The sequence below is a fragment of the Nannocystis punicea genome (assembly GCF_026965555.1).
In the GTDB taxonomy this organism is placed as follows: domain Bacteria; phylum Myxococcota_A; class Polyangia; order Nannocystales; family Nannocystaceae; genus Nannocystis; species Nannocystis punicea.
In genome coordinates, this window is the sequence record NZ_CP114040.1 from 4,645,961 (window position 1) to 4,659,620 (window position 13,660).

Genomic DNA, 13,660 nt, shown 5'->3' on the forward strand with positions numbered 1-13,660 from the left:
GGAGGCGTCACCGGGCGCAGCGGAAGCCGAGGAAGGTCTGTCCGGACTCCGGCAAGAAGCCGATCCGGAAGGTCGTGGCGAGCTCGACGTCGGTATGAGAAAAATCGCCGCCGCGGGCCTCGCGGCCGAAGGTCTCGTCCTCGAGGATCGCGCAATCGCGGCACTCGGGGGCCATGGTGCCGTGAAAGTCGAGGACCCATTCGGCGACGTTGCCGGCCAGGTCGGAGTGGCCCCATTTGCCGTCGCCGCCGGGGGTCGAGCCGACGACCGGCAGCAGGCAGGCCGAGACGGCGGTGTCGCAGCCGAAGTTGGCGCGCGAATCGTCGGCCGGGGCGGAGCCCCACGGGAAGGCGCGTTGCTCGTTGCCGCCGGCGGCCGCGTAGTTCCATTCGGTCTCGGTCGGCAGCCGGCCCTCGTCCCAGGCGCAGAAGGCGAACGCGAGGTACCACGAGACGCAGTTGATCGGCGCGGCCTCGTTGTCGCCCGGCTCGTCGGTCCAGGTGCGAAAGTTCGGGTCGCATTGCAGCGACACCCGCAGCGCCTCCGCGTCCGCGGGCAGCAAGGCGTCCCACTCCGGGTTCCAGCCGCTGCCGTCGATCTGCGGGTGCGTGCCGGCGTCCGGCGCCGGCCGGTTGCGCGGGTAGTCGGCGACGAACTGGCGGAACCGGCCGACGGTCACCTCGTAGCGGTCGAGCTGGAAGTCGACCACGGTGGCCGGCAGGGCCGGGTCGTTGACGCGGTCGAAGCCGCCGCCGGCGACCTGGCCCACGGCGCAGCAATCGTCGGCGGCCGCGATCCCGCAGCCCGGCTCGACGCCCTCGCAATGCGGCAAGGACTGCACGTTCGGCGCGACGTCGGGGAAGCACGCGGCCGTGCCGGCGAGCGCGACGCCGGCGAGGAGCGCCCGCAGCGGGCGAACCGGGGATCGACGATCGAGGTCCATGTCAAAACCTCCCCACGACGCCGAGCCCGCCGCCGCCCGGCGCGAACCACGGGCTCGCAGTGGCCCGTCGCTCCGACTTTCGCTTCGCCGCGGTCGACCGCGCGATCTCGACGATCGCGACCGTGACCGCGACCAGACCCGCGCTGCCCAGACCGATGAAGAGGCCGAGGTCGCGGTTCTTCCGCGCGTTGTCGGCGGCGAAGTCGTAGTCGGGGTCGCAATAGGTGCCGCCCGGGACGTCTCGACAATGGGTCTTGAGGTCGTCGATCGCCGCCCGGTTGTCGACGAGGAAGTACACCGACGCGCCCATCAGCCCCAGGCCGACGCCGCCGGTGGCCCACGCCCACGCGGGGACGCCCGGGCCGCGTCGCTTGCCGCGAGGCTTCGCGTCGGCCTCGTCGGCGCGGATCGGCGCGAGCTTCAGGCTGACGCTCTCGGTCTCACCCTCGGCGAGGTCGACCGTGCGTCGCAGCGGCTGATGACCGGGCGCGGTGGCCTCGAGCTGGTGCGCGCCCGGATCGAGCGGCACGGCCTCGCCGAACGCGCTCGCGGGGACCGGCTGACCGTCGCGGGTGACTGCGAGGCCGGCGGGCGGATCGTCGACGAGCACGCGCAGCCGCGGCAGCCGCGGCTCGAGGGCGGCGAGGCCGTCGCGCGCGAGCGCCTCGAGGCCCTTGCGCCGGCGCGCGTCCTTCGTCTCGTCGACGTGCGCGAGCGCGGCGTGATAGGCGTCCCACGCGGCCGCGAGCGCGCCCGCGTGCTCGTGGCACTTGGCGAGGTTGAGCGCGGTGCTGGTGGTCGGATAGAGCGCCATGCTCTCGGCGAACTTGGGGCAGCCGGCGGCGTAATCGCCGGCCTCGACGCGCTTTCGGGCGTCGTTGAAGAGGGCCTCGGCGGCCGCGCGATCGCTCCGCGCGGGCGCGGCAGTCGCGAGACCGGCGTGCCCGAGCCAGGCGACGCACGCGAGCATCGCCGCGGGGCGAAGGCCGCGACGGGCCTTCGTGCCGCGCGATCGAACAGGCTCACATGTGTTTGAGGAGGTCATCGCTTCGGCTCGGTCGAGGGGCGGCGCCGGAGCGCCGCGACTTGTGAGTGGGACGGACCGACTTCGCCGCGGGAGGCGGCGGAGGCTGCTCCTGTGCGGCCGGGGGAGGTGGCGTCGACTCGGGGATCGCGGACGCGGGCGGCGGCGGTGCGGGCGTGACGTCCGTCAGTGCGGCGATTTGCTCGACGACCGGCGGCGCGGCGGGAGGCTGCGAGCCTCGCCAGAAGAGGGCGACCACCAGCCCGAGCGCCGCGACGCCGCCGACGATCAGGAGCGCGGCGCGTCGGCGAGCCGGCGCCGTTCCGGGCTCGTGCGCGAGCGTCCCGCTCGCGGGCAGCGTCGGCAGGAATTCGGCGGCGGCGTCGGCGGAGTGCGAGCGGCCCGCGGCGCCGTCACGAGCGCCGGAGCCGGGCGCGACGAGCGAGTCGCCGGCCCCCGGCAGGGCCGAGAACGCCTCCGCGAGCTCCGGCGCGCTCTGGAACCGTCCGTCGACGGACCGATCGAGGGCGCGCTCGAAGAAGCGATCGACCGCGGGGCCGAGGTCGGGCGCGACCTCCGAGGCGCGGGGGATCGGGGCGGTGCAGATCGCCACGAACACCTGGCCGACCTCGCCGTCGGGGAAGGGGAGCCGGCCGGTGAGGCAGCGGAAGGCGATGACGCCGAGCGACCAGAGGTCGGTGCGATGATCGACGTCGGCGCTGCTGCGGACCTGCTCGGGGCTCATGTAGCGCGGCGATCCGAGCACTGCGTTGGCCTGGGTCGGCTGGTCGCCGTCGAGGACGCGCGTCGACTTGGCGATGCCGAAGTCGAGGATCTTGACCACCTCCTCGCCGGCCTGGCGCGCGAGGAAGATGTTGGCCGGCTTCATGTCGCGGTGGATGAGGCCGATCTCGTGCGCGCGCCGCAGCGCCTTGCCCACGTCCTCGACGATCCGCCGCGTGGCCGGCAGCGACAGCCGCCCCTCGCGCGCGAGCCGGGTCGACAGGTCCTCGCCCTCGAGCAGCTCCATCACGATGTAGGGGGTGCCGTCCTCGATGCCGTAGTCGTGCACCTGCACCGCGTTCGGGCTCTTCAGCAGCGCCGCGGCCTTGGCCTCGCGCTCGAACCGGGCCCGCAGCTCGCTCGAATCGGCGAACTCGGGCGCCATGAATTTGAGCGCGACGTCGACGTCGAGCTGGAGGTGGCGGGCGACCCAGATGCTGCCCATGCCGCCCTGCGCCAGGACGCGCCCCAGGCGATAACGAGACGCGATGATGGTGCCTGCCTCGTGCCCGGCCACGGCGGGAAACGTACTACTGGAGCCCGCACGGTCGACCGGGCGCGACCGGCCGCGCGAGCGCGACCCGCCTATCCAGGCGCGGTCGGGCCAGCGGACCCGACGCCGCTCGCAATGCGGCCCGCGGGCCGGTTTGCGCGCAGTACCCGCTCGGGGCGCTGCCCCGATCCGTCGTGGGCTCGAGCCTCATGGACACGCATTCGCTCGCCTCGGCGCGCGCGGGCCGAGGCTGTCCGCGGTGATCGGTCCGGGCGGACGTGATTGCAGCGGGGCGATCTTGCGGGCGGCGGGTGGCTCGCGGTCGGCACATTCGCTTCAGGCGAATGGCTGGACGGCCATTCGTCGGAGCACGCCGTTCACGGGGCCGATGCCCACACCCACGTGCCGATGGGTCAGGCCCGGCCGTTGACTCCGTCGATGCGAGAGTGCTGCACTGGGAAGCGCATGGCCTCGGCTCGCATCGGACTCTGGCTCTGGCTCTTGGTAGGGGCCGCCGGCTGCGTCGCGCCGCTGCGGGCGATCGAGGTCGAGGGGGAGCCGCGGGCGATCTTGCCGGGGCCGGACGCGCCCGACTCGGCGCAGCTCGTCGTCGGCAGGGTCGGCGGCACGGGCGGGCTGTTGCGGCACGGGCAGACCCAGCACTTCGTGGTGACGGATCCCGCAGGGCACCGCAGCGTGTTCGTCGGCATGGGCGACGTCGCGGACGTCACGTTCAGGGTGCCGGCGGGCCAGAAGCTCCGCGTGTCGTACTTCTCGAGCGGGTGCGGCTACGGGCTGTGCGAGCCCACGGCCGCCTCGCCGCGGTTCTGGGCGGTCCGGCGCTGTCACACCGAGATCGAGGCTCGCGCCGGCGAACAGGTCCACCTGGTGGCGGACATCCACTGGAATCGACGGCGCTGTCGGTTCCAGGCGATCGCTCCGGCCGAACGGGTCCGCGGGCTCGGCGAGCGGGCGGAGCTCGAGGTCGTGCTCGGTCCCGGGCGACCCGCGTCCGATTTTCCGCTGCGGATGATCCCCCGCCATCGCGGCGGCCTGGGCATCCGGTCAGGCCCGCCGGAGCTGCTCTCCGCCGAGGTGCTGGCGTTCCGGATCGTCGTTGCGATCCACGGGCCCGCGGTGGAAGTGCTCGAACACGTCCGCGCCGGCGGCGGCGAGGAGGAGCTTCACCCCGCGCGGCTGCTCCGCGGCGAGACGACCAGGCTCGTGATCCCTGCGCGCGACGCCTCGACGCCACCGCGTCGGGTGACGTACGAGGCGCTGCGAAGGTACGAGGCGAGCGTGACTACAGGTCGGGGACGATGAACACGCCGGCGAGGCACATCTCGTTGTTGGTGCCCCAGCCCGGCAGCACCGGATCCTTCGCGCTGCGGGTGTCGTAATCGCAGGTGATCCGCAGCTTCGAATCCTGCGTGAGCGGCAGCGGCTGCTGGTAGAAGTAATACAGCTGCCAGTCGAAGTCCCACCGCTGCACATCGGAGACGCATTGCGAGCCGCCGTCGCCCTCGATCAGCTCGACCCGCTGCTTGCGGCCGTATTGATGCATGTGCGGGAAGATCCCGTGCAGCTCGCCTGACTCGGCGCCGTGGAACTTCAGGAAGTTGCCGGGCTCGAAGTCGAAGCTGTACGTCACCGAGGCCTCGCCGGGCGCGAGCTGGACCGGGTCGCCGCTCTGGAGGCTGGAGAGCAGGTCGTCGGGCAGGAAGAAGTGGCCCTCGCGCTCGACGCTGTCGGCGTAGCGGATGTGCACCGCCGTCTGGTCCTCGAGGCCGTCCAGCGCCTCGTTGGTCAGGTTGTAGTGCACCTGCATGATCACCCAGTCGTCCTTGGAGATCCGGTAGCCGGTGCCCTCCGGCAAGTGGCTGATGCCCTGACCGGGCGCCCACGACACCGGGATCCCGCGCGGCTGCACGCCGTCGCCGGCGGCGCCGAAGCAGGGCCAGCCGTCGCGATCGGGGGACTCGGCGTCGAGGGCCTCCATGATGTCCTTGTTCTTCACGCCTCCGGCTCCCTGGGCCTCCGGATCGACCGTGATGACGAGGACGTGGTGGATCATCTCCGGGACGCCGGGCTCGACGCTGTAGGCGGTGAGGAAGCGGTCCTCGGTCAGCCCGGTCTGGACGCGGAAGCAGCGGTACTCGTCGAAGGCCGAGAGGTCGCCGCCCTCGGCCTCCGGCACGAAGCTCGGGGTCTCGTAGGTGACCGCGTCCGTCAACACCTCGACCTCGGGCGCGACGAGGTCGGTGCGCGGCTCGCCCTCGGGCGCGCCCGCGTCGGTCCACGCGCGGATGGCCTCGATCTCCGCCGGCGCGAGCGCGCGCGAGCCCTCGAAGCTGCCGCACGAGCCGTCGTCGGTCACCAGCCACGGCGGCATCGTCCGCGCCTCCACGGCCGCCGCCGACGCGGGGGCCCACTGCTTCGCCTCGGCGTAATCGTCGAGCCGGAACGGGCCGATGCCGCCCGCCTGATGACAGGTGACGCAGCGGTTGTAGAAGATCGGCGCGACGTCCTGCCAGTAGGTCACGCTCGCGTCCTCGCCGACGGTGTCGGTCGTCGAGCCATCGCCGTCGCCGCCGCCGCAGGCGACCACGAGCGCGAACAAAGGGACACCCCACGGGGCCGCGACGCCCCGACCTCTCACGCGTGGATTCATTTTGCCGTACTCCGAGCGCTATGATGATCGCGGCGCCGATTCGCAGCGATGGGTATTTCTGCTAAACCGTTTTTCGCCGATGGAAACCAGTACGCCAGTTTGGGACAACCTTCGTGTGCTGCTCGCCGTGCACCGGCAGGGCAGCTTCCTCTCCGCCGGGCGCGTGCTGGGCACGTCGACCTCGACGGTGGCCCGCCGCATCGAGGCGCTCGAGGCTGCGCTCGGGAGCACCCTGGTGCACCGCAGCAGCGCCGGGACGTCGATCGAGCCCGACGCGCTGCGGCTGGTCGCGCTCGCCGAGGAGCTCGAGCACGGCCTCGAGGCGCTGCGGCGCGACTCGGGCGGCCGCAGCTCGCAGCTCGCAGGCACGGTGCGGCTGTCGATCGGCGACGGCTTCGTGCCCGCGGTGACCCAGGGGATGGCGGAGTTCCGCCGCAAACACCCCGAGGTTTGCATCGAGCTGATGGCCGAGTCGCGCCTGGCCGACCTCGCCCGCCGCGAGGCCGACATCGGCCTCCGCACCACCCGCGCCGAGTCGCAGGTGATCGTCGAGCGCCGCCTCGGGGTGCTGCGCCTCGGCCTCTACGCGTCGCAGTCGTACGTCGAGCGCCGCCTGCGAGGCGCCCGGCTGCGCCCCGGCGACTTCGAACGCCACGACTTCGTCGGCCACAGCGGCCTGGCGGCGCGCCAGAAGGTGAGCGAGGACTGGCTGGTCGCCCGCGGCGCCAAACACTTCCCGTTCCGCTCGAACTCGATGCTGGCGATCCTCGCGGCGACCGAGCGCGGGCAGGGGATCACGATGCTGGCCGAGGTCGTGGGCCGCGAGCTCGACCGCGTGGTGCAGATCGAGGTCGACGACCCGCTGCCGTCGGTGACCGTGTGGCTGGCGTATCACCGCGAGCTGCGCCAGGTGCCGCGGATCCGCGCGGTCGCGGCGGCCCTCGAGGAGCTGTTCCACCAGCGCGTCGGCACCGGCTGAGCCCGCGATTCGAACCAGGGGCCCGAACGCCGCGCCGTCGCGCTCCCTCGTCGGCGACGCGAGCACGGGGCGGCGGGATCGAGGTCCACAGATCCGTCGTGATGCCGAGCGCGGCGTGGCGGCGCACACGAGCCTCGCTCGCAGCACCGCAGCGTCGGGTGCTCGCGCGCCACCGTCGACGGTCCTGCGGTCCGCACGAGGGACCGAGCCTCGCTCACTGAACCGCAGCGGCGTCACGCGCTTGCGCACCCCCGTCGACGCTCCTCCGGCTCGCACGAGGGACCGCCTGTCGCTCGCAGCGCCGCGGCGGTCCCACGCGCTTGCGCACCACCGTCGACGCTCCTCCGGCTCGCACGAGGGACCGCCTGTCGCTCGCAGCGCCGCGGCGGTCCCACGCGCGCGTCAGGTGCCCGCGCGCCAGCCGTCGAGGTAGGCCCGCTGCTCGCGGCTCAGGACGTCGATCTCGACCCCGAGGGCCTCGAGCTTGAGGCGGGCGACCGTCTCGTCGAGCGCGCGCGGCAGGGCGTGGACGTCGATCGCCAGTTCGCGGCCGGAGGTGAGCACGTACTCGGCGGCGAGCGCCTGGTCGGCGAAGCTGAGGTCCATGACCGCGGCGGGGTGGCCCTCGGCGGCGGCGAGGTTGACGAGGCGGCCCTCGGCGAGCAGGTAGAGCCGGCGGCCGTCGGGGCGCACGTACTCGTCGAGCGCGGGCCGGATCCGCCGCCGCTGCGGCGCCAGCTCGGCGAGCGCTTCGAGGTCGAGCTCGACGTCGAAGTGGCCGGCGTTGGCGACCACCGCGCCGTCCTTCATGGCCGCGAACTCGGGGCCGCCGATGACGCCGCGGTTGCCGGCGACGGTGACGAAGACGTCGCCGAGGGCGGCGGCGCGGGCGATCGGCAGCACCTGGTAGCCGTCCATGGTGGCCTCGAGCGCGCGCAGCGGGTCGACCTCGGTGACGATCACGCGGGCGCCCATGCCGGCGGCGCGGGCGGCCAGGCCGCGGCCGCACCAGCCGTAGCCGCAGACGACGAAGCAGGCGCCGGCGAGCAGGCGGTTGGTGGCCCGCAGGATGCCGTCGATGGTGCTCTGGCCGGTGCCGTAGCGGTTGTCGAACATGTGCTTGGTGACCGCGTCGTTGACGGCGATCACGGGGTAGCGCAGGGCGCCGTCGCGGGCCATGGCGCGCAGGCGGGTGACGCCGGTGGTGGTCTCCTCGGTGCCGCCGACGATCGCGTCGCCGAGCGCGGCGTGGCTGGTGTGCACGAGCGTGGCCAGGTCGGCGCCGTCGTCCATGACGAGCTGCGGCCGGTGGCCGAGCGCCGCGGCCAGGTGGGCGAAGTAGGTGGCCCGATCCTCGCCGGCGCGCGCGAGCACGGCCACGCCGTCGTGCACGGCCAGCGAGGCCGCGACGTCGTCCTGGGTGCTGAGCGGGTTGCTGGCGCACAGGCGCACCTCGGCGCCGCCGGCCGCGAGGGTCCGCACCAGCGCGGCGGTCTCGGCGGTGACGTGCAGGCAGGCCGCCACGCGCACGCCGGCGAGCGGGCGCGCGCGGGCGAACCGCTCGCGGATGGCGGCGAGCACGGGCATGGCCCGCTCGGCCCACTCGATCTTGTCGCGCCCGCGCGGGGCCAGAGTCTCGTCGCTGATGTCTGTCGTGTTCGTCCTGGTCGTCATGTCGTCGCTCGCCCGCGTCGCGCGGGCCCTCCCGGCGACGAAGATGCGGGCAGGCGACGCATCAGTCACGTTCGAGTTTTTCTCGCCACGGAGTAGGCGTACTAATGCGAAGCACCGCGCTCGGGTCGAGGCCGGCCTCGGCTGGTCGAATGTCGGTCCTCGCGCGATCGTGGAAGCGGCGGCGCCGGGGAGCGTCACTGGTTCGCGCTTCGGACCCACAAGCTCTGGCCGTCGGGGTGGCAGCCGTCGCTGGTGGTGATCACGACGTCGGCCGCGGTCGCGGCGGCGCGCAATTCCTGACAGAGCGTGGGAGTGACGCGGCGCGCGGGAATATCGACCTCGCGGCGACCGCCAGCAGCAGCATGAGCGCGCCCGTCACCACCGCGGCTCCGCCGAGCAGCAGCGCCGCCCGCTCGCGGGGCGCCGCCGGACCGGCGTCCCGCAGCGCGGCGGTCGTGCTCCTCGGCATACGCTCCAGAGCGTGGCCGACGCGACAGGAGCTCGCAAGGGCGCGAGGCGTGGCCAGGAGAGGGCGCGGGCGATGGACGCATAAGCCCCGATCGAGCTCGGGCGCCGTGCTATAAGGCGACCTGATGCTGCCGGACTTCAACCGCCTGCGGGTGTTCTTCCACGTCCACGAGGCGCGCAGCGTCAGCGCGGCCGCGGCGGCGCTGCACGTGACGCAGTCGGCGGTGAGCCAGAGCCTGGCCAAGCTCGAGGACGAGCTGAAGGCGCAGCTGTTCGTCCGCCGCCACCGCGCGATCGTGCCGACGGCCGCCGGCGAGGCGCTGTTCGCAGTGGTCGCGCCGTTCGTCGCCGGGCTGCAGGAGCGGGTCGGGCAGATCCACCGCGCGCGCCACGAGCTGGCCGGGACGCTGCAGATCGGCGCACCGGTCGAGTTCGGGGCCCACCGCCTGCCCGAGGTGCTGGCCGCGTTCGCCCGCGTCCACCCGGCGGTGCGCTTCTCGCTACGCCTCGGCCACCCGTCGGAGATCGTGCCGCTGCTCGAGGAGGGCCGCCTCGACCTCGGGTTCGCCGACCTGTTCGAAGGGCCAGGTTCCGCGGAGCGCCGGCTGGCGGGCTTCGAGGTGACGGAGGTGATGGAGGAGGCGCTGGTGCTGGTGGCGGCCGCGAGCCACGAGGCGGCGGCGCTGCAGGGCAGCCGGGCGTTCTCCCGCCTGGCAGGCCAGCGCTTCGTCGACTACCACCCGAGCGCGCCGGCGGTGCGCGGGTGGTTCCGCCACCACTTCGGCCGGGTGCCGCCGCGGCTCGAGCCGGCCCTGGCGGTCGAGAGCGTGCAGGCAGTGATCGCGGCAACGAGCCACGGGATGGGCTTCGGGGTGGTGCCGGCCCACACCGTGGCGCGCGCGCTGGCCGAGGGCGAGCTGGTGGCGGTGACGACCCGCAAGCGAGCGGTGACCAACCGGATTTCGCTGGTGAGGTTGCTCGACCGGGTGCCGAGCCGGCTCGAGCGCGCGTTCGTGACGTTCGTGACGCAGGCGCTCGGGCGACCCTCGGCGGGGTGAGCTGCCACGGCTCGATTCGAGCTGAACGCGGTGCTCCCTTGGAGCTGCGAGGTGGTGGGGAGGATCGAGGCGCTTGTGCTTCGAGGGCGGCTCAAGAACTCACGTCGTTTCGGCTCGTCGTGATTCGGATTCGGCGCTCATGAGTTCGTAGCGAAGAATCGTCTTTAGTGTCGACAAGTCTCGGGGAGTGGACTGGAGGGTCATGATTCGAGAAAATGTCGCCTTGGCGTGGTGGCTGGCACTGGCCAATTCATCATGAGCCCAGACGATTCGGGACCTCAGTCGGCCGACCTTGGCTTCCATGATCGACCAGAGTTCCTCGGACTCGGGACGATTCTGGCAGGCGGCGATCTCCTGGACCAGGACCCACGACAGGGCCCGCAGACCCACGCCGCTCGTGAGTCGGGTCTTCCGCGGTGACTGAGCCCATGCCACAGGCCACGCGTTTTTCACGATGTTGAACGTTCTCGAGATCGTGTCCGCCAGACGGGCCGCGATGGGAGCCGCCTCCGACATACTCTTCAGCTCTGTTTGGAACAAGGCCTCGAGGAAGCTGCGAGCCACCTGAAACAGGGAGTTGTAGGCGATGGCATTCCGCTCGGCGATAACTCCGGGATAGGCCACGTAGTGGAAGAATGGAGAGTCTGCGAGCTCGAGCACGAGCGAGCGGACGGCGAGGACGACGACCCGTTCTTCGCTCGCAGGGGAGGACGTTCCACGCGATGGGTCCCAGGGCCAGGCGGCCAGCGCAGTCTGCAGCGCGGCCTTGAGCTCCGCGATGGACGAATAACGGCGCTCGAGACGGCGTGTGGTAGCTTTGTAGATCACTGGCGCAATTGCCGGCGGTATCGTCAGGTGCTCGTTCTGCGCAGCCAGGAAGTCCTCAAGATTCAGTTCACGGCCGAGCGCGAGGAACAGCAGCGTCATTCCGACGCTGTACACGTCGGCGCGGGCGTCGACGCGGCTGGCTCCATATAGCGATTCGGGCGCGGCGTAGAGCATGCTGCCGAGGCCAGCGCCCGTGCGGGTGCCGCCGGTCGTGTCGGGGCCGCGGATGAGGTCGAAGTCCGAGAGGTAGGCGCGGCCGTTGCGGTGGAGGAGGATGTTCGTCGGCTTGACGTCGCGGTGTACGTAGCCGCGCTCGTGCGCGAAGGAGAGGGCGTCGCAGATCTCGAGAAGCGCGCGGATGCCTGCGTCGAGCGCCAGCTTCTCGGTGAGCACTGCGCGGTGCAGGCAGGTACCATCGATCAGCTCCATCGCGTAGAATCGATGACCTTCGTCCTCGCAGGGCTCGCGGAACACGCGGACGATGTTGGGGTGGTTCAGCCGTATCATTACGCGTGCGCCGCGAGTGAAGCGATCGCAGTAGCTGCGGTCAGCCGCCCACTGGCCGTGCAGCACCTTCAGCGCGACGACTTGTCGGGTCTCGCGGTCGTGGGCTCGCCACACTGTGGCGAAGCCGCCGCTGCCGAGCGTGTCGAGCAGGCGATAGCGGCCGGCGAGCAGGGATTGACCCGCGCGCAGCTGCGGACCGCGGTACTCGATCCGGCGGAGCTCGAGGATCTCGCGGTCCAGCGCGCCGGTGTCCTCGCCGCGGACGATGCACTCTTCGCGTCGGAGATAGGCCTGCTCGAGCTGGTCGAGTGTGGGGCCAGACCGCAGGGGCACGAGGGGAACCTCGCGACCGAGGGGCCGCGCGTCGATCGAGGCCGCCTGGACGGTGCGAATATCTTTCGCGCGCTGCGGGAATTCGTGGCACAGGCGGTCAAACAGGGCGGCCTCGACCAGTCCACGCTTCAGGAGCAGGTCCACCGCGACATGGACGAGTTCGCTGAGGCTGCAGCTTTCGGGCAGCGACTCGACGAGCGAGTCACCGTCAGGGCCGAGATGCAGGTAGTGCCGCAGCGTCTTGGTGTCGAACAGGCTTCGAAGTAGTTGTTCGAGGGCCGCCCGCAAGAGGTTCGTCGGGGTCGTCATGGCAGACCTCGGTGGATTCTGCCACATCGCGCGAGGAGCGGTCGATCCGGTCCCCGCACGCAACGACTCCCCGTGGGGCACGGCCACCGCCTACGGCCGATGCTTCCGCGAGGGAATGCGGCGGTGCGTCGGCGGCTCGCCCGCCCTCTCGGCGGCGTGCGCGTGAAGGCGTTCGTCAGGCGCTCGTGGGGCGCCGCTTCGACTACACTCGCGAGCCATGCAGCGAGCGAAGACCGACCTCGAGGTGCTGCGGACGGGGGCGCCGCGGCAGCGGCGGGCCGACGCGGTGTTGCAGGAGCTGGCGCTGGACGTGCGGCTGGGCGAGTTTTACCCGGCCCTGGCGGGCACCTTGCCGCTGCCGATCCACACCGACGCGAGCGACCTCGACGTGCTGTGCGAGGTGTACGATCCCGCGGCGTTCGTGCGGGCGTGCTCGGCGTACGCGACGCGGCCAGGGTTCACGGCGGAGCAGGTCGAGGTGCGCGGGGCGCCGTCGACGATCGTGCGGTTCGACGCCGACGAGTTCGCGGTCGAGCTGTTCGGGCAGCCGCAGCCGGTGGCGCGGCAGCACGGCTGGCGGCACCTGCAGGTCGAGGCGCGGGTGCTGGCGCTCGCGGGCACGGCGGCGGTCGCGACGATCACGCAGTGGAAGCGCGAGGGCATGAAGACCGAGCCGGCGTTCGCTCGCTGGTTGCAGCTGCCCGGCGACGATCCGTACCTCGCAGTCCTCGCGCTCGAGGAGCTGGAGGACGAGGCGCTGCGGCGGCTGATGCCGTGGCCGGGAGAGTGACGCGTCGGCGTGCATCGCCAAGCGTGGTGCGCGGGGTGCGTTCGGGCCTCGCTTCGCCGGGCGCGCAATGATTCGTGACGGCCTCAGCAGTACGACGGCCGCTGTGGCCGCGTTCGGTCGCGGGCGCGGCGAAACTCGCGAGCGCGGGCTTGCCGATGGCGTGAACGGCGAAATACACGAAGAGCACGGTTCGCGCGGCGGACCGTCGCCGATTCTCGGAGGAAGAAGGCCATGAACGTACCATTGGGCACGCGTGTCACGACCCCGTCAGGCGAGGAAGGCGAAGTCATCGAAGCCCTGGGGAGGGGCGGCTCGGCGCCGTACCGGGTGAAGTACCCGGACGGACGCGAGTTCGTGTGGACCCCGCCGCCGGACTACTTCGACGACAAGCCGGCCCCGCAGAACGCGCCCGTGTAGGGCTCCTCGTCCATGTTCTGTAGGACATGCTCGATGGGGCATGTCCAAAAGTTCACTGGTTATTGTGCAATCGCTGCATAGCGAGACGCGCCGCGCCCCGGATCTCGGTGGCGCCGCTGCGGCTAGAGTTCGATGACAGGCCAGCGCGACATGTCCGATGGGTCATGCCCAATGAGACGTGTCCTCGAGTTCATCCAGTACGAGCCGCACTGCGAGCAACTTGCCGCCGCGCTGGAGAGTTTTCTTCGATCAGGCGCGGCCGGCCCCGGATCTCGGCTACGCCGACCGTTACCGCCCCAAGAAAGCTCCCGTGGACGGGGGCCGGGGCGCCCTGGGACCGAGTTGCGCAGACCGAGGCAATTTTTGTCGTGAAGCATTTCAGC

11 protein-coding genes are annotated in these 13,660 nt (G+C 71.8%); 5 read left to right on the top strand and 6 right to left on the bottom strand.

Translation table 11 applies throughout. The features are described 5' to 3' along the window. Positions 1-7 precede the first annotated feature (7 nt). The 3 genes from O0S08_RS18010 to O0S08_RS18020 are packed head-to-tail and all read right to left on the bottom strand — an operon-like array spanning position 8 to position 3,267. Positions 8-943 (bottom strand): formylglycine-generating enzyme family protein, encoded by a 936-nt coding sequence (locus tag O0S08_RS18010; protein WP_269040406.1) that lies wholly within the window; start codon positions 941-943, stop codon positions 8-10. A gap of 1 nt (position 944) precedes the next feature. Continuing rightward, a complete protein-coding gene (locus tag O0S08_RS18015; protein WP_269040407.1) occupies positions 945-1,913 on the bottom strand; it encodes a peptidase associated/transthyretin-like domain-containing protein in 969 nt (322 codons plus the stop codon). 52 nt (positions 1,914-1,965) lie between these two features. Beyond that, the gene (locus O0S08_RS18020) at positions 1,966-3,267 is read right to left on the bottom strand and encodes a serine/threonine-protein kinase (protein WP_269040408.1); all 1,302 of its coding nucleotides are present in this window, start codon (positions 3,265-3,267) and stop codon (positions 1,966-1,968) included. A gap of 441 nt (positions 3,268-3,708) precedes the next feature. Here O0S08_RS18020 and O0S08_RS18025 point away from each other — a divergent pair, with 441 nt between their 5' ends. Continuing rightward, positions 3,709-4,566, top strand: a complete 858-nt coding sequence (locus tag O0S08_RS18025; protein WP_269040409.1) for a hypothetical protein — start codon at positions 3,709-3,711, stop codon at positions 4,564-4,566. Here O0S08_RS18025 and O0S08_RS18030 read toward each other — a convergent pair. After that, positions 4,547-5,902 (bottom strand): monooxygenase, encoded by a 1,356-nt coding sequence (locus O0S08_RS18030; RefSeq protein ID WP_269040410.1) that lies wholly within the window; start codon positions 5,900-5,902, stop codon positions 4,547-4,549. The genes O0S08_RS18025 and O0S08_RS18030 overlap by 20 nt on opposite strands. 91 nt (positions 5,903-5,993) lie before the next feature. Here O0S08_RS18030 and O0S08_RS18035 point away from each other — a divergent pair, with 91 nt between their 5' ends. Continuing rightward, complete coding sequence (locus O0S08_RS18035; RefSeq protein ID WP_269040411.1) at positions 5,994-6,893, top strand: LysR family transcriptional regulator; 900 nt, start codon at positions 5,994-5,996, stop codon at positions 6,891-6,893. 402 nt (positions 6,894-7,295) lie between these two features. Here the strand turns inward: O0S08_RS18035 and ahcY are convergent, their stop codons facing one another. Further along, on the bottom strand, positions 7,296-8,567 hold the full coding sequence (gene ahcY / locus O0S08_RS18040) for an adenosylhomocysteinase (protein ID WP_269040412.1): 1,272 nt from the start codon (positions 8,565-8,567) through the stop codon (positions 7,296-7,298). A gap of 593 nt (positions 8,568-9,160) precedes the next feature. Between ahcY and O0S08_RS18045 the strand changes: the two genes are divergently transcribed. Continuing rightward, positions 9,161-10,093, top strand: a complete 933-nt coding sequence (locus O0S08_RS18045) for a LysR family transcriptional regulator (protein ID WP_269040413.1) — start codon at positions 9,161-9,163, stop codon at positions 10,091-10,093. A 99-nt stretch (positions 10,094-10,192) separates the two neighbouring features. Here O0S08_RS18045 and O0S08_RS18050 read toward each other — a convergent pair whose 3' ends face one another. Then, a complete protein-coding gene (locus O0S08_RS18050; protein WP_269040414.1) occupies positions 10,193-12,070 on the bottom strand; it encodes a serine/threonine protein kinase in 1,878 nt (625 codons plus the stop codon). A 217-nt stretch (positions 12,071-12,287) separates the two neighbouring features. Here O0S08_RS18050 and O0S08_RS18055 point away from each other — a divergent pair, with 217 nt between their 5' ends. Then, the gene (locus tag O0S08_RS18055; RefSeq protein ID WP_269040415.1) at positions 12,288-12,860 is read left to right on the top strand and encodes a DUF4269 domain-containing protein; all 573 of its coding nucleotides are present in this window, start codon (positions 12,288-12,290) and stop codon (positions 12,858-12,860) included. A 231-nt stretch (positions 12,861-13,091) separates the two neighbouring features. Next, positions 13,092-13,277 carry a DUF1918 domain-containing protein gene (locus O0S08_RS18060; RefSeq protein ID WP_269040416.1) on the top strand — a complete coding sequence of 62 codons (186 nt, stop codon included), beginning with the start codon at positions 13,092-13,094 and terminating at the stop codon, positions 13,275-13,277. Positions 13,278-13,660: the final 383 nt, after the last annotated feature.